The sequence below is a fragment of the Pseudoalteromonas sp. SG45-3 genome (assembly GCF_014164075.1).
GTDB classification, from domain to species: domain Bacteria; phylum Pseudomonadota; class Gammaproteobacteria; order Enterobacterales; family Alteromonadaceae; genus Pseudoalteromonas; species Pseudoalteromonas distincta.
Genome location: NZ_JACJEN010000010.1, coordinates 33,216 through 49,374 on the forward strand (window position 1 = coordinate 33,216; position 16,159 = coordinate 49,374).

The following is a 16,159-nucleotide window of genomic DNA, read 5'->3' on the forward strand; positions in this document are numbered from 1 at the left end:
ATTAATCTAATGAAAGCGACACATACCTTACAATTAAAAAGACTATTAATAAGCACTGTACTGTTAAGCGCCTTAGCTGGCTGCGGACAAAGCGGTCCGTTATATTTACCAGAGCAAAAAACAGAGCAAAACCAACCTCAAAATACAGCTAAACCAGCCACTACCGCTGAGCAAGCTAAAACATCGCAAAGTCAGGAGCAATAAATGGATTATTTTAACTACAAAAACAACCAATTATTTGCCGAAGACGTCAGCGTAGCAAGCATAGCGCAGCAATACGGCACGCCGTGTTATGTATACTCGCGTGCTACATTTGAGCGCCATTACTTAGCATTTGCTAACGCCACTAAAAATCATAAAAGCTTGGTATGTTACGCTGTAAAAGCAAACTCAAATATTGCCGTACTTAATATATTAGCGCGCTTAGGATCGGGTTTCGATATTGTATCTAAAGGTGAACTAGCGCGTGTAATTAAAGCGGGAGGCGATGCTTCTAAAGTGGTTTTTTCAGGCGTGGCTAAAACGTCTGACGAAATAGCTTACGCATTAAAACTGGGCATTAAATGTTTTAATGTAGAGTCGGCGTCTGAGCTTGAGCGTATTTCTGAAGTGGCTTGCGAGCTTAACCTAGAAGCGCCTATTTCTATTCGCGTAAACCCAGACATAGATGCAAAGACACATCCGTATATTTCTACCGGTTTAAAAGAAAATAAATTTGGTATTGATATTCAAACAGCAGTGAGTGTTTATCAACAAGCAGCGGCTTTACCTGGTTTAAAAGTAATTGGTGTCGATTGCCATATTGGCTCTCAATTAACGCAAGTTAGACCTTTTTTAGAAGCCCTTGATAAATTAATGGCGCTTATTGATGAGCTAAAAACTAACGGTATTGAGCTAACTCATTTAGATATTGGCGGCGGTTTAGGTGTGCCATACGACAACGAGCAACCACCACACCCAAGTGAATATGCAGCGCAAGTTACCGAACGCTTAGCTAACTACAAACATCTTGAACTTATTTTTGAACCAGGGCGCGCTATTGCAGCTAACGCAGGTATTTTGGTCACTCAAGTTGAATTTATCAAACAAAACCAAGACAAGTTTTTTGCAATTGTAGATGCTGGTATGAACGATATGCTTCGCCCTGCGCTTTATCAAGCGTGGCAAAAAATTATTCCGGTATCCGTTCGCGACGACGAAACACCTACTCACAACTTTGATATTGTGGGTCCGGTGTGCGAAACCGGCGACTTTTTAGGAAAAGACCGCGAACTTGCACTCAAACAAGGCGATTTACTTGCACAACGAAGTGCGGGTGCATATGGCTTTACAATGAGCTCAAACTACAACTCGCGCCCGCGTGTTGCAGAAATTATGGTAGATGGTCAGCAGCATCACCTTATTCGTGAACGCGAAACTATTGAAAGCCTTTATCAAGGTGAGAAAGTTTTACCATAAACGTTTTTGTCTACTAGCTGCTCTGTGGCATGATTAGCACAGAGCAAAACCGAATTAGAGCGCTATGTTAGTTAATTTTTCCAAAATGCACGGCTTAGGTAACGACTTTGTTGTGATTGATAACATTACACAAAATGTTTTTTTGTCGCGAGACCAAATCAAAAAACTGGCAGATCGCCACTTTGGCATTGGCTTTGACCAATTGCTGATGGTTGAAGCACCATATTCACCTGATCTCGACTTTCATTATCGAATTTTTAATGCCGATGGTACCGAAGTAGAACAATGCGGTAACGGCGCACGCTGTTTTGCCCGCTTTGTACGCATGAAAGGCCTTACTAACAAGCACAAAATTAGTGTATCGACTAAGTCGGGCAACTTAACGCTCTACATAGAAAAAGACGGTCAAGTAACTGTTAACATGGGCCATCCTAATTTTGAGCCAAGTAAAATTCCGTTAAAAGCCAGCAAACGCGAGCTTACTTATATTATTAGAACGCAAGAACACACTGTATTTAGTGGCGCGGTATCTATGGGTAACCCGCATTGCGTGCTAGAGGTTGACGACGTAACCACCGCGCAAGTTGATATATTGGGTCCATTACTTGAAAACCATGAACGTTTTCCACAAAAAGCGAACATTGGCTTTATGCAGGTTGTATCGCAAGAACATATTAAATTAAGAGTGTGGGAGCGCGGCGTTAACGAAACCCTAGCCTGTGGCACAGGTGCATGTGCAGCGATGGTGATTGGTCATATGCAAAATAAACTATCAACAACCGTTCAAGTAGATTTGCCGGGCGGTACTTTGCAAGTGCGCTGGAGTGGTGAAGGTCACCCGGTACGCATGACTGGTCCCGCAGAGCATGTTTTCGACGGACAAGTAGCACTATGAGCGAGCTAAGTACAGAGCAGATTATTAATTACTTACAGCAACATCCTGACTTTTTAGTTCATCACCCCGAGCTACTCGCACAACTTGAGCTGCAACAGCAAGCTCAAGGTGCAACGTCACTAGTACATATTCAGCAACGTCAATTACGCGAGCACAACACGCTTTTAAAAAGCCAAATAGATGCTATGAGCAAGCATGCAACGCAAAACGAGCTCGTATATCGTTTGTTTAGCCAATGTCATCGCCAGCTTTGGAATCATGACGACTTTGACACTCTTGCAAATAATCTACGCAATATAATCTGCTCAAGTGAAGATGTTAACGACTGCAAATTAGTAAAATATAATCCCGAGTACGACGAGCTTATTGCGCATCGCCTTACCCATTCTGGGCATTATTTAGGGCGAATTAATAAACAAGAGCGCGAACAATTATTTAGTGAAGATACACAATCCGTCGCTATTTATTTAATTGGCGACACCAAGCACCCTATCGCTATTTTGGCGTTTGGTAGCAGTAACGTAAACCATTTTGAGCCCGCTCAAGATAATCTTTTTGTACTCGACTTTATAAACGCATTACATCTGCGGTTGCAAAAACTAGCATGAGTGACGATGCGCCTAATACCACTGAGTTAAGCGACAACTGGCGCACACCCATAACGCTATTTAGCGATTATTTAAAGTTTGAAAAACAATATTCAGCGCACACAGTTAACCAATACGTAAGCCAACTTGGCTTTGCTGCCCTTTATTTTAGCAAATTGTGTGACGACTGGTTTGGCGTGCAAGGCGAGCATATTCGCCGCTACAGCATGGCGCTGCGCTCAAAACAATTAAGTGGCCGTACAATTAGCTTAAAGCTCAGTTGTATTCGCAGCTTGTATAAGTTTTTAAAAGCAAAAAATATTGCCGAGCAATCGCACTACCATAATCCGGCAATAGGTATAAAAGGCCCTAAGTTTGCGAAGCCTCTACCTAAAAATCTCGATGTAGATCAAATGGCACGCTTACTCGAAATACCCGACGACGAACCTCTCGCAATTAGAGATAAAGCGATGATGGAGTTGATGTATTCATCAGGGCTGCGTATAAGCGAGTTAGTTGGCGCTAACATGCAAGATATTAGCGCTGCCAATGGCGAAATTTTAGTGCGTGGTAAAGGCAATAAAGAGCGGTTAATTCCGGTGGGTAAAAAAGCGTTAGACGCACTAAAAAAATGGCTCTCAATACGCCCTCAGTTTGCAAAGCCCGATGAAATAGCAGTATTTTTAAGTAGCCAAAAAAATCGTATTTCGATTCGCCAAGTGCGCCTACGCATGCAAGAGTGGGGAATAAAACAAGGCATTAGCTCGCAGGTTCACCCGCATAAGCTGCGCCACTCGTTTGCGTCACATATTTTAGAATCATCTGGTGATTTACGCGCCGTGCAAGAATTACTAGGGCATAGCAGTTTGTCGGCTACACAAGTGTATACGCATTTAGATTTTCAACATTTAGCCAAGGTGTACGACAACACTCACCCTCGCGCAAAAAAACGAACTGATTAGGAAAATAAATATGATCCGATTTAATCGTGCTATTAAGCCATTTTCTGTCATGAGCTTTGATTTAGACGACACGCTATACAGCAATCATCCTATTATAAAAGCAGCCGTTAAAGCCCAACAAAATTATTTAAACGCGCTACCGGGCTATCAAGAGCAAGGTCCAAAGTACTGGCAACTATGCCGTAACGAAGCCGTATTACAATCACCAGAACTTGCCGATAACGTCACTAAATGGCGCCAACATACACTGCGTTTAGCGCTTTCCAAGTTAAATTTAAACGTCGATGATGTAGAGCTTCATGCAAATGCCGCCTATAACGCCTTTGCCGATGCGCGCAGCAACATAGTCGTAAGCGATGACGTACTTAACTTACTAGATAACCTCGCCAAACACTTTACGCTTGTTGCAATTACTAACGGTAACGTTGAAATTGAACGCTTTAATTTACACAATAAATTTGAGCTAGTACTGCAAGCGGGTATGCATGGTAAAGCAAAACCGCACACCACTTTATTTGATAAAGCAGCCGCACATTTAAACGTTGCTAAAAGCGATATTTTACATATTGGTGATAGCCTAGATACCGACGTGCAAGGCGCAAATAATGCCGGTTGCCAATCGGTATGGTTAAACGACCAAGACGCTAATTATAGCTATAAAGGGCTGGCTGATATTGAAATAGCCAATATTCATGCATTAACGCACTTTATTAAATAATACCAATTGCATTAAATAAGAGGTAATAATGAGCCACTATGCCAAGCTAATCACCTTACTATTAATTGGCTCACTTAGCCTTAACGCTTATTTATTATGGCCGCAGCCCGCGTTAACTAAAGTACAAAAAACGCAAAGTACCCAGCAAAGTGTATTACCTAAACAACAAAATACGTTACTAAATACAGCAAAGCAGCAATTTAAACAACACCAATTTGAAGCCGCACTTAATAGCTATCAACAGTTAAAAAACAGCAATCCAGAAAGTGCAAAAAAACTTTATTCATCGTGGCTAGTACAGCTTAAAACATGGCTAAGTAGCAATTTATTACTCAGCGAGTCATTTCTCAATGCGCTATTAAATAACAGTCCTTATAACGTAGAATTACTTAACTTTCAGGTTGAGTATTTAATAAGTAGCGAGCAAACACAAAACGCCATTATTGCTTTATTTGAGTTGTTTCCGTTGCTATCTGCTGATCAGCAAAGCAATGCAAATACCCGCTTAAATACGCTCACTCAAAACGAATTACACACATTAACTGAGCAACAAAATTGGCAAGCTATTATTGAGCAAACACAAATTTGGCTTGATTATAAAAGCGATAACGCACAGTTTTTATACCCGCTTGCGTACGCCTACTATCAGCAAGGCGATTTAATTAGCGCACAAGCAACGCTTGATCGAATGCCAAACCAGCACAATCTAAAAAGCCAAGCACAAACACTGCAAGCGATGATCAATAAAGCACAATCGCAAGACGACTTCGTTGCTTTAACACCTTACGGCGCACATTACTTAATAAACACCGAAATAAATAATAATCTATCGACCGAACTAATGATTGATACTGGCGCAAGCGTGACCTCGCTACCTACAAGTATAATTGAGCAAATTTCGCCACAACCTTTATATTTAGGCGATGTAACGGTAAATACAGCTAACGGTCAAATTATTGTAAAGCGTTATCAAATTGAATCGTTTAAAGTGGGCTCGCAAATTATTTATGGTTTTGAAGTGTTGAGTATTGAAAACACCCGCGGGCAAGGTTTGCTAGGAATGAACTTTCTATCGCGATTTAAATTCAATATAAATCAGCAAACAGATGAGCTAGAGTTGAGCGCTAAATAATTAAAAAACCAAAGGTAACACATGACACTAAATGACTATTTAAAAACCCTTGCAGAAAACCCAAAAAGCATTCAATTTACCGATACAATGGCGGTGATTGAAGCAAATTACGACTTTACTGCATGTGGCTTTAATAACCATGGATTACTTAGCGCTGCGAGTGAGAACAACGGCTCGTGTAAAATTTTTGCGTTTGCTAAATTAAACGACTTAAGTAAACAAAATACGTTGGATTGTTTTGGTAAGTTTTACCGAGAAGACGTGCTGCAAAACCCTAAAGGGGATGATCACATGAACATTCGCACGTTTATGTTAGCACCAGAGGCAACACCTTTTTTAGGTGTTACCTTTGAAGGCGAGCCATTAAAAGAAAAATAGCCAGCAAAATTAAAGTGGCTTTTCCATAAAGTAACGCGTACCTGAGCGTGGGTAATTATTAAGTTGATACTTAACACTATAACCGCGCTTTTCATAAAAGGGTTTTGCTTGAAAATCAAGTGTATCAAGCTGAGCAGTTGTTGCACCTAATTCAATAGCAGCTTGCTCAAGTGCCGTTAGCAACTTACCTGCAAGCCCCTTACCTTGCGCACTATCGCTACACCAAAGCCAACTAACCATCAGCCAATTTCCAAACACACACCCACTAATACCGGCAACAAGCTCACCTTGCTCATCAGTAAATTTATAGCCTAATGGCACTCTTTGCGCATCAAAATGCTGGGCGTTAAATTCAACTATTTTACCACGTAGTATAGAGCTTAATACGTCGGAGTGATCTGCTTGTAATTGGTACATATTGCGCTTCTTAAAAAGCGAATGTTAGCAAACTCATACCATCAATACAGATTATTTTTACCAAAAGGTACTTCAAGCATATTGCTGCCGGTTTTTTCTGGCTGACCGCACATTTCGTCATAAGCACTAGTTTGCCTTAATATCATCTGTGCATATGCTATTTTGTCAAAACGCTTTTGAACATGCAGTGGGCTTAGCGCTCTTAAAAACTCACTGCTGTCTTCTGTTACATAATATTCAACGTTATTAATCATTACCGATACTTGATAAAGCGCCATATCTAACGAGTGAACAATGACTTTTTGTAGCGGCTCATGCTTCTTTAACTGTGAAAATTTAATACCCATAATTTTTGCCTTAATTAAATTTAACAGTATCGATACGCAGCTTTGCTATAATCGCGATCAAATTTTTATTAGCCGCTGGCGTCACACGTTATGATCACAAAAATCCGACTCGCTAAATATATTGCCCATGCAGGTATTTGCTCTCGTAAACAGGCATCGCGTTTAATTGATGAAGGTGTAGTGACTGTAAATAATCGCCCAGCAAATCATATAGATCACGTTGACGAGCAAGATATTGTAATAGTGAACGAAAAAGAAATTAAAGGTGCTGCCGATTTAGTTTATTTTGCGTACCACAAACCAGTAGGTATTGACTGCAAATTAAATATTGATGACCCTGCCAGCCTTATTCACCATTTGCCTACACTTACCCGTGTTTACCCTATTGGTCGATTAGATAAAGACTCTCGTGGTTTGCTTATTTTAACCAACGATGGGGATTTTTGTAATCAACTAATACATCCTGACTTCCATCAGCCTAAACATTATTTAGTCACCGTAAATAAGCCTTTAGACGATGCTTTTTGTAAAAAAATGGCTGCAGGCGTACCCGTTGATAAACACATAACCCTGCCTTGTGAGGTAAATAAAATAGCCAGTAATCAGTTTAGTATTGTTTTAAAACAAGGGCTAAACAGACAAATACGTAAAATGGCACATTACTGCGGATACAAAGTTATTGATTTATATAGAGCGCAATTTAGTGACCTTGCACTAGAAAGTTTAAACCTCCCTGAAGGGCAATATATCCGCATTAATAAAGCTGATATTTTAAAAGCCCACAGCTAACCTCCTGCCTATTAGGTAAAATAACACGCTAAAAAGTTAAAAAATAAACTTGCATTTATAGATTACAGGTGTAGTCTTCAATTAAAGATTACACTTGTAGGCAATAGCATGATTGAGTTATCAAAAGCAGAATTTGACGTGCTCGACGCACTTTGGATTAACTACCCCGCCACCGCGAGCCAAATAATTGAACGCTTAAGCGACGATAAGCAATGGCACGAAAAAACAATTAAAACCCTACTAGGTCGACTAGTAAAAAAAGGCGCACTTACATTTGAAAAAGAAGGTCGCCAATATATTTATACTCCCTGTATGGAGCGCGCCGACTACACCCTAAAAGAAAGCCAAAACTTTATTGAGCGATTTTTTAGTGGACGTATTGCGCCACTTGTGAGTGGCTTTGCTAAATCGGAGCAGCTTTCTCAGCAAGATATAAACGAGCTTAAAAAAGTTATAGATGACTGGGAAAAAAACCAAAAATAAGGGATTAACATGGCTATTCAAACTGGTTTTAATTGGTTGATTGAGCAGCAATTACTATTAAGCATTTTGTTTTGTGGATTTATTTTACTCGAGCGATTTGCTTTAAAAGCCCTTGGCTCGCAGTTTGTATATAAATTAGCATGGCTATTACCTGCGGCATTGGTGATTGCTAATTTACCAAATGCGATTAAACCACTGCAAAATAGCAATATTAGCCATTACTTAATCACCCCTAACCAGCCTTTTACACACGAAATGGGTATTAGCTGGGCGCTCATGTATGTACTTATTACCGCTGGGTTATTAATAGCTAGCTTTATTACGCATACCCGCTTTGTTAAAAGCCTGCAGTTAACTGAGTTAACCCAATTTGAAAGCACTCTTACCGCTGATGTTAAAACTTATACCAGCCAACATGTAGCCACGCCAATGGTGGTCGGTATTTTAAACAGCAAGCTGGTGTTACCGAGTAACTACAATACCCAGTTTGATAAAGCCACATTAGCGCTTATTTTAGAGCACGAAAACGTACACATAAAACGCAAAGACAACCTAACAAACGCACTTATATTACTACCTACTATTTTACTTTGGTTTAACCCACTAGCTTGGTTTTGTTACGCAAGCATGCGCCGACTACAAGAGTTGACTTGTGATGAACGGGTACTTGCCAATAAAACCACACAACAGCATATTTTATATAGCAAAGCCTTAATAAACTGCGCGGCAAATGCGCCCACAGGACTTATGGCTTATTCACACTACGGAGATAAAAAAACCATGTTACAACGACTAATTAATATAAAACACAGCGGGGAGCGTTCAAAGTTTGCTAAAGGTGGCTTATTACTTGTAGCCGCAAGCATGCTAAGCGGCTTAGCAATTGCAAAGCAACCAGAAGCAATGACTAAAGAGGATTACATTTCACCGACAATACGTATTGAACCTGCTTACCCAATACAAGCAGCTCAACAAGGGATCAGCGGCTCTGTTGTATTAAAATACGATATTGCAGCAAACGGTAAAACAAAAAACATTAGTGTTATTCAATCTAAACCTAAAGATATTTTTGATAAATCAGCGAAAGAGGCGCTAGCAAAATGGAAATATAAAGCATCAGATTCAGGTTTTGAAGATGTACTTGTACAACTAGATTTTGCGATTAATAGTGAAGTGGCGCCTACCGATTTAATTGAGCGAATTAAAGTATCGCATTAACGCCACGAGTTGTTCAAGACTACAAAGCAAGCGCCCTTTTAGGCTGCTTGCTTTGTGGTTTTAAAATATAAACCTACAAACTCACCACAATCATGGCAATGGCTGTACCCAAACCAATAAACCACACTAATGAGCGAATTATATCTAGGTTCATATAGTAAAATACGCAATACAAAATACGCGACACAATATGCGTAACCGCTAGCGTTTCGGTCACTGCACCTACAGAGTTAGTGCCCAGTACAACTGCAATAGCGACAGCAAAAACAGCAAGCGATTCAAAACAGTTTTGATGAGCAGCGAGCGCCCGTGCACCAAAGCCGGTTAATTTTGTTTGTTGCGCCCTTGGGTGTTTATTGTCGTATCGACCTAATTTTGCCATTGCTATAGCAACCGGCACTTTTGCAAAGTAAGGCATTAATACCGCAAGTAATGCACATACAACTAATGTTGTCATAATTTATCCTTTTGATGTTTCGGATAATTTAGCATAAGCATAATAAAAAAGCCGCCAGATACGTTTTATGACAAACTCTGGCGGCTAACAATAACATCAGACCTACTATAGCTAAATTTATCCTAAAACCCATGCGACATAATGTCGCAGATGATGAATATTCAACATCATAGTTAATGCATCGCTTTACTTCACAAAGCTTGTTAACTTTACTGCCTTACATTTTAACGATGACGACCATGACCTGGATATTTTTCACTTTTTTAGCCGCCTTCATGCAAGCATGGCGTAATGCCCTGCAAAGCAAATTAAGTAACGATGTGAGTGTGGCTGGCGTAACACTCTCTCGCTTTATTATCGCAGGCCCTATTGCTGGCGTGTATTTATATGGTTTGTATCAATATCAAGATACAGCCATGCCTACGTTTAATAATGCCTTTTGGGGATTTATTGTAGGCGCAAGTGTGATGCAAATACTTGCCACTGGTTTAATGGTTAAGTTATTTAAAATGAATAATTACGCCGTAGGTGCTGGTCTTGCCAAAAGCGAGGCGTTAGTAGCAGCCATTTTAGGTGTATTATTTTTTGGCTCGGCACTTTCTTTGCCCGGTTGGCTTGGTGTGTTTTTTGGCGCTATTGCCGTATTGCTACTCAGTGGCATAACAAGCGTTAAACACTTTAATGCTAAAACAGCATTACTAGGACTGGCTTGTGGTACTTGCTTTGCACTTACATCGCTGTGGGTACGAGAAGCGAGCTTAAATTCAGGATTATTATTTCCTCACTCAGCAGCTTGGGTTTTGCTGTTTGTAATTAGCTTACAAACACTAATACTACTGGGCTATTTATTATTAAAAGAGCCGCAAACACTTAGTAAACTTTGGCAATACAAAGGTACTACAGCCGCAATTAGTGTTTTTAGTTGTGTCGGTTCTATTGGCTGGTTTAGTGCAATGAGCTTACAGCACGTTGCTTACGTTAAAACACTTGGACAGGTTGAAGTGTTTTTTACCATGCTAATTGCCGTTCTTTGGTTAAAGCAGCCACTTAAGAAACAAGATACTGCTGGCTTAATACTCATAGCCATTGCCGCTGTTTTGGTTATGTTGCCGAATTAAGGGCATAAAAAAGCGCAGGCTTTTATACCTGCGCTGTTATAATTTTTATAGCTTTAAGAACTGGTTCTAAGAGCTGATTTTTAGTGTTATCACACCACTAATAATCATTAATACTCCCGCAATACGACCAAATGTAGCGGCATCGTTATAAAACAATATACCCACTAAAAACGTACCGGCGGCGCCAATACCTGTCCATACGGCGTATGAGGTACCCATTGATATTTGCCTTTGTGCAAGCCACAACATAAAACCACTAGCGACTAAGAATACCACCGCTATTGCTATACCTTGCCAGCGAGTATCAGCGTTTTGCGAAATTTTTAAGCCAATCGGCCAGCCAATTTCAAGTAACCCAGCAATAATTAAGTACACCCACGCCATTAAACGTCTCTCTTTTTAACAATCACTTCGTATAAATCTTCGCGGCGATCTTTTAAATTACGCACAGTGCCTTCGCTGTGAAGTATTTTAAGTTTATCCATATCAAGGTCACTAAATAGCAGCATTTCGGTGTTTGGTGTGGCTTCGTTAAGTGTTGCATCGTGCGGGAACGAAAAGTCCGATGGCGTTAATACCGCCGATTGTGAGTACTGCACATCAAGACTTTCTACCTCTGGTAAATTACCCACCGAACCTGCAATTACCACATAACATTCGTTTTCTATTGCACGCGCTTGTGCACAGTGGCGCACACGTAAATAACTGTTTTTAGTATCAGTCCAAAATGGCACAAACAGAATATCTAACCCTTGTTTGGCCAATATGCGTGAAAGCTCTGGAAACTCTACATCGTAACAAATTTGAATACCTACACGACCGGCATCGGTATCAAACACGGCAATTTTATCGCCGCCTTGAATAACCCAATCGTTTTGCTCATGCGGGGTTATGTGTATTTTACGTTGCTCGTCTATTTTACCGCTACGATGGCACAGGTAACTTACGTTATAAATTTTATCATCTTCGGCAAGTGGCATAGAGCCGGTAATAATATTGGCGTTGTATTCTATTGCCATACGCGACATGGCGTTTTTAAATGTCTCGGTGTATTCCGCTAAATAGCGAATCGCTTCTGTTTGATTACTTTGATTTCCTAGCCCCATTAGTGGCGCATTAAAAAACTCAGGGAATAGTATAAAGTCACTTTTGTAGTCAGATACGGTATCTACAAAGTATTCAACCTGCTTTAGCATTTCTTCAACCGATTCAACACAACGCATTTGCCATTGCACAGCACCTACTCGCACGATTGATTTAGTTGACTCAAGTACCGTGTCGGTTGGCTCATACATAATGTTATTCCACTCAAGTAGAGTGGCGTAACCAACAGACTCTTGATCCTCCGGTAAATACTTTTTAAGTAATCGTTTTACCTGAAAATCGTTAGATAACTGAAAACTTAAAATAGGATCGTATAATTCTTTTTGATCTACTTTTGCAATGTATTCCATTGGCGTCATTTCACTGCTGTGATTGTAATAACGCGGAATACGCCCACCAGCTAAAATAGCGCGTAAGTTATATTGGCGGCACAATTCTTTACGGGCGTCATAAAGGCGACGACCTAAACGCATGCCTCTGTGACTTTCGCTAATAGCAACATCTAAGCCGTATAGCGCATCGCCGTCGGTATCGCTAAATACACGGTCGTGACCGTCTGCAATATCTTCGTATGTATGCGGGTTTGAAAAACGCGTGTAATCAACCTGCACGCTTAATGCTAAGCCCACCAGCACGCCGTCATCCACAATACCTATTTGCCCTTCAGGAAACTGGTCTATTAATCTAAAAATGGTATGACTTGGCCACGCACCGCCTAAGTCGGGATACGCTTGATCCATCAAGGTTTTAATTTGCGGATATTGCTCTCTGGTTAAGTTACAAATTTCAAGATGGGTTTTTTCTGCCGACATACACAACTCCTTTGGGCATAAGAAAATAAAAGCCGAATGTACGTTAAAGTACACTCAGCTTTGTATCATGTTTTTTACGTTACGCGTACTACTTTAAGCTACGATAAAAAAGTGTGGTTACTTTCTCTTTTGGTAACCAGCCTGCGTATTCAAGATTCAGCTCAGCCAATGGATCGGCTTTAAGTACTTGCTCTAAGCTTGCATTATTTTGCATTGCTTTTAGCATTACGTCTTTCGCGTTTTGAACTAGCTTACCATACGCTATCAGTCCTGAACGGTCACTTACCTTGCCGTGTCCTGGTATTACTTTAGTGTTGTCGTCAATTTGATTAACTACATCGTTTACTGCCGCTAAAATACCATCAACGCTGCCGCCGCTATCTACATCAACAAACGGTAAGCTGCCAAAATTAAAGTAAATGTCGCCCATGTGCACTATGTTGTCGTTACTAAAAAAGATAACCGAATCGCCATCGGTGTGTGCATGTTCGTAATGCACTACATGGGCGTGTTCGTTATTAAAATGTAGTTTTAAGTCGTGACCAAAACTAATGCGCGGTAAAAAGTCTGACCCCTCCCCGTGCTGCTCTTCTAAACGTTTGTGTACATTGTCGTGCGCTATAACATGCGCACCCGCTTTAGCAAAGTTCTCGTTGCCACCGGTATGATCGCCATGATGGTGAGTATTAATGACAAACTCTGCACTGCCTGGTTTTAAATCGCTAATGGTTTTTTTAATATCATCTGAGAGCTTGGCAAACTGATCATCAATAATATAAATGCCATCATCACCTATACTTGCTGCAATATTACCGCCTTGCCCAAATAGTACGTATACATGCTCACTTAGCTTTTGTGCTGTTACTGGGCCATCATCTGCTTGCGCTGTAGTGCTTAGTAATAAACCTGTTATTAATGCGGGTAGTATTTTTTTCATTTTAGTTCTCTGTTGTTTTATTGGTAATTATATAGAACGTGTTTAGCTATACTTTAGTTCATCGTGTCGGCTTTATTACTATTTGATGTATTAATTCTTGAGGCAATAAAGGTGTATGCTTACCTTCAACGTAATCACTAAACCCCGCTCTGTAAAATTCAGAAAGAGGGTGCCCCGATTGCCCACCAGGAATAGCTAAAATTGCATGCTCTAAATGCCCAGGTTGAGCAATAAAACGCTGCGATGCGCCAAAACTACGCCCTTGTACGGCGGGCATATAACTATCTCCAAAACCCGCTGCTGTGGGCATATTTAATAACTTAGCAAGTAACGGCATTTGCTTTGCAAACGGATGCTCTATCACTAACTCATTTACCTTGCCCCACTGCCAGTTTTGTACATTATTACCAAACTGTTCTGTAAGCTTAGTAATAGTCTGGCTAAATGCTCCTTGTAGCTGCTCATCCCAGCTTTTAAATTGTGGGTTTATCCATGCGTCGGGCTTGTTGTTTATAAGCTGCCAAACAGCGGGCTCTAAATCTCGTTTTACGTATTTAAGTGTGCCTTGTTGTTTATTTAATTCATCTTCCATATTGCTAAATAAAATATTAATCACTTCATCGCGGTAGCGCTTAACTAAGGTATACCCTGTGGAAGTTGAACACGCACATTGCTGCCAGTTTTCAAGCGCTGTTATATATTGCTGATTTTTAGTTTGATCGGCTTTTAATTGCTTTAATAGCAGAGCATGCCAAGGCATTAAAAAGCGAGCTTGATTATCAAGTTGTAATGCGTAAAAGTCGCTCTCAGCAAATGTTTGTTTTTCAAATAATCTATCGCGAATTTGACTCGAACGTGCGCCGAGTGCATAACCACCATTACCAAAACGCGCGTCATCCTCAGCCGATACCACGCGAGAATTACCAGTCCATAATCGACCGCTTTGCGGGTTTTTAATAAAAGGGCGTTGTAGTTCATTTTGCTGCCAAAGCGCTGAGTAGTCATCGGCATTTACGCCAAGCTCACTTGGCGTTTTACGAGCAGGTATACCGCCCATGTTTTTCCACGCTGCGCTACCAAGGCTGTCTACCACCATAAGGTTTTGTACCGGAATGCCCACATCGCTTGCTACAGTAAGTGCATCATCTACTGTTTTGGCTTGCTCTAATTTTAATAACTGCATATTAACGGCATAAGGCTGATGGGCAGCCCAGCTCAACGCATAAGGTTTTTCGTTAATATATTTTACAGGTCCGTATTCACTGAGTATTAATGAATAGTTTTCAACCTCCCCATCGGGTAATGCAATAGGTTCATCAACTTGCCATGTTTTACTATCATCGTTTAATGCAATCCAATCGGCTGTATCTAAATAACCGTTAGTAAATCCCCATGCAACATTGTTGTTAGTGCCAACAACAATGGCAGGTGCGCCGGGCAGCGATACACCGGTCACCTGAGTCTGCTCACCACTGTGCATGTAATTTAATTGTGCCCTGTACCAAATTACAGGTACTGCCATCGATAAATGCATATCATCCGACACCATTCCAGCCCCTGTTTTAGTAAGCGCTCCTGTAACAGCCCAGTTATTACTGCCGCGCTCTTGGTTTGATTCAATACTTTTAACTATATGCTTTGTTTGAGTTGGAAAGGTAGGTATGCCGCCGTTATAAGGCGCTAATTTGCTGCCATCAAGCGCCGCTTGGTACTTACTCGGTTGCGTTAAAAAATCAACCATTTGCTTTGTGTACGCTTGCTCAATTTGAATAAGTGCTTGGTCGCGCTCAAATGTGGCGCTTTGTAAATCAAGGTACATGCTAAATATCACAAGTAGGCTGTCTTCACTTAGCCATGGCTTTTGTGCTGCACCGGTTAGTAAATATTCAAAGCTTGAATACCCTACTTGCGCTAAGCCTTCGTTTACACCTTGAGCGTAACTTTTAAGTAATTGCTTATCTGCCTCTGGCAGGGTTTGTAAAATAATTTGGCTACGTTTACGTAATTGATGAAAACGCATTTTTTTATCGAGCCCCAACGCTGCTTGGCCAAATAATTCACTTAACTCACCTGCGGCATTACGCCTTAGTAAATCCATTTGAAAAAATCGGTCTTGCCCATGCGCATAACCTAAACCATAGGCAGCGTCGTTTCGGCTATTGGCGTTTATTACTGCTTGCCCTAGTGCATCGCGCGAAATTTTTACAGGCTCTACTACCGCGTTACTGCGTCCGTTTCCATCAAGGGCGGGTAAACTTAAACTAAGTACCCCATAAACAACAGCGGTACTTGCCAGCCCTAATATCACAATTAATAACAACAAGCGTTTGATTACTTTAAACATCAC

19 protein-coding genes are annotated in these 16,159 nt (G+C 40.7%); 12 read left to right on the forward strand and 7 right to left on the reverse strand.

Annotated elements, in window-relative coordinates; all coding sequences use genetic code 11:
* Positions 1-9: 9 nt before the first annotated feature.
* The 8 genes from H5126_RS12615 to H5126_RS12650 all read left to right on the forward strand — a co-directional run bounded on the left by H5126_RS12615 (position 10) and on the right by H5126_RS12650 (position 6,130).
* The gene (locus tag H5126_RS12615) at positions 10-204 is read left to right on the forward strand and encodes an LPS translocon maturation chaperone LptM (RefSeq protein ID WP_024605935.1); all 195 of its coding nucleotides are present in this window, start codon (positions 10-12) and stop codon (positions 202-204) included.
* Positions 205-1,458: a diaminopimelate decarboxylase gene (gene lysA, locus H5126_RS12620; RefSeq protein WP_002960983.1), complete on the forward strand. Its 1,254-nt coding sequence runs from the start codon at positions 205-207 to the stop codon at positions 1,456-1,458.
* 64 nt (positions 1,459-1,522) lie between these two features.
* The gene (dapF, locus tag H5126_RS12625) at positions 1,523-2,353 is read left to right on the forward strand and encodes a diaminopimelate epimerase (protein WP_002960987.1); all 831 of its coding nucleotides are present in this window, start codon (positions 1,523-1,525) and stop codon (positions 2,351-2,353) included.
* The gene (locus H5126_RS12630) at positions 2,350-2,961 is read left to right on the forward strand and encodes a DUF484 family protein (RefSeq protein WP_182721002.1); all 612 of its coding nucleotides are present in this window, start codon (positions 2,350-2,352) and stop codon (positions 2,959-2,961) included. The genes dapF and H5126_RS12630 overlap by 4 nt, the downstream gene beginning before the upstream one ends.
* Positions 2,958-3,902, forward strand: coding sequence for a tyrosine recombinase XerC (locus H5126_RS12635; RefSeq protein WP_182721003.1), 945 nt, complete (start codon positions 2,958-2,960; stop codon positions 3,900-3,902). The genes H5126_RS12630 and H5126_RS12635 overlap by 4 nt, the downstream gene beginning before the upstream one ends.
* Before the next feature lie 10 nt (positions 3,903-3,912).
* Positions 3,913-4,620, forward strand: coding sequence for an HAD-IA family hydrolase (locus H5126_RS12640; protein WP_182721004.1), 708 nt, complete (start codon positions 3,913-3,915; stop codon positions 4,618-4,620).
* Positions 4,621-4,648: 28 nt separating this feature from the next.
* A complete protein-coding gene (locus H5126_RS12645; RefSeq protein ID WP_182721005.1) occupies positions 4,649-5,752 on the forward strand; it encodes a retroviral-like aspartic protease family protein in 1,104 nt (367 codons plus the stop codon).
* 21 nt (positions 5,753-5,773) lie between these two features.
* Positions 5,774-6,130: a HopJ type III effector protein gene (locus tag H5126_RS12650; protein WP_182721006.1), complete on the forward strand. Its 357-nt coding sequence runs from the start codon at positions 5,774-5,776 to the stop codon at positions 6,128-6,130.
* Between the two features lie 9 nt (positions 6,131-6,139).
* Here the strand turns inward: H5126_RS12650 and H5126_RS12655 are convergent, their stop codons facing one another.
* Together H5126_RS12655 and H5126_RS12660 are read right to left on the reverse strand one after the other, a co-directional pair.
* Complete coding sequence (locus H5126_RS12655) at positions 6,140-6,547, reverse strand: GNAT family N-acetyltransferase (RefSeq protein WP_182721007.1); 408 nt, start codon at positions 6,545-6,547, stop codon at positions 6,140-6,142.
* Between the two features lie 41 nt (positions 6,548-6,588).
* Complete coding sequence (locus tag H5126_RS12660) at positions 6,589-6,894, reverse strand: DUF6482 family protein (RefSeq protein WP_182721008.1); 306 nt, start codon at positions 6,892-6,894, stop codon at positions 6,589-6,591.
* A 90-nt stretch (positions 6,895-6,984) separates the two neighbouring features.
* Between H5126_RS12660 and H5126_RS12665 the strand changes: the two genes are divergently transcribed.
* The 3 genes from H5126_RS12665 (at position 6,985) to H5126_RS12675 (ending at position 9,384) form a co-directional block, all read left to right on the forward strand.
* Positions 6,985-7,683 (forward strand): pseudouridine synthase, encoded by a 699-nt coding sequence (locus tag H5126_RS12665; RefSeq protein ID WP_182721009.1) that lies wholly within the window; start codon positions 6,985-6,987, stop codon positions 7,681-7,683.
* Between the two features lie 108 nt (positions 7,684-7,791).
* Positions 7,792-8,166: a BlaI/MecI/CopY family transcriptional regulator gene (locus H5126_RS12670; RefSeq protein WP_007377323.1), complete on the forward strand. Its 375-nt coding sequence runs from the start codon at positions 7,792-7,794 to the stop codon at positions 8,164-8,166.
* Between the two features lie 9 nt (positions 8,167-8,175).
* A complete protein-coding gene (locus tag H5126_RS12675; RefSeq protein ID WP_182721010.1) occupies positions 8,176-9,384 on the forward strand; it encodes a TonB family protein in 1,209 nt (402 codons plus the stop codon).
* A gap of 73 nt (positions 9,385-9,457) precedes the next feature.
* Here the strand turns inward: H5126_RS12675 and H5126_RS12680 are convergent, their stop codons facing one another.
* A complete protein-coding gene (locus tag H5126_RS12680) occupies positions 9,458-9,841 on the reverse strand; it encodes an MAPEG family protein (protein WP_024605945.1) in 384 nt (127 codons plus the stop codon).
* Between the two features lie 239 nt (positions 9,842-10,080).
* Between H5126_RS12680 and H5126_RS12685 the strand changes: the two genes are divergently transcribed.
* The gene (locus tag H5126_RS12685; RefSeq protein ID WP_404936432.1) at positions 10,081-10,959 is read left to right on the forward strand and encodes an EamA family transporter; all 879 of its coding nucleotides are present in this window, start codon (positions 10,081-10,083) and stop codon (positions 10,957-10,959) included.
* Positions 10,960-11,025: 66 nt separating this feature from the next.
* Here H5126_RS12685 and H5126_RS12690 read toward each other — a convergent pair whose 3' ends face one another.
* The 4 genes from H5126_RS12690 to H5126_RS12705 all read right to left on the reverse strand — a co-directional run bounded on the left by H5126_RS12690 (position 11,026) and on the right by H5126_RS12705 (position 16,156).
* Positions 11,026-11,343, reverse strand: coding sequence for a multidrug efflux SMR transporter (locus tag H5126_RS12690; protein ID WP_002962354.1), 318 nt, complete (start codon positions 11,341-11,343; stop codon positions 11,026-11,028).
* On the reverse strand, positions 11,343-12,875 hold the full coding sequence (locus tag H5126_RS12695) for a bifunctional GNAT family N-acetyltransferase/carbon-nitrogen hydrolase family protein (protein ID WP_024595458.1): 1,533 nt from the start codon (positions 12,873-12,875) through the stop codon (positions 11,343-11,345). Before H5126_RS12695 ends, H5126_RS12690 begins: the two co-directional genes overlap by 1 nt.
* A gap of 88 nt (positions 12,876-12,963) precedes the next feature.
* Positions 12,964-13,812 carry an MBL fold metallo-hydrolase gene (locus H5126_RS12700; protein WP_182721011.1) on the reverse strand — a complete coding sequence of 283 codons (849 nt, stop codon included), beginning with the start codon at positions 13,810-13,812 and terminating at the stop codon, positions 12,964-12,966.
* A gap of 58 nt (positions 13,813-13,870) precedes the next feature.
* Complete coding sequence (locus H5126_RS12705; protein ID WP_182721012.1) at positions 13,871-16,156, reverse strand: penicillin acylase family protein; 2,286 nt, start codon at positions 16,154-16,156, stop codon at positions 13,871-13,873.
* Between the last annotated feature and the right edge of the window lie 3 nt (positions 16,157-16,159).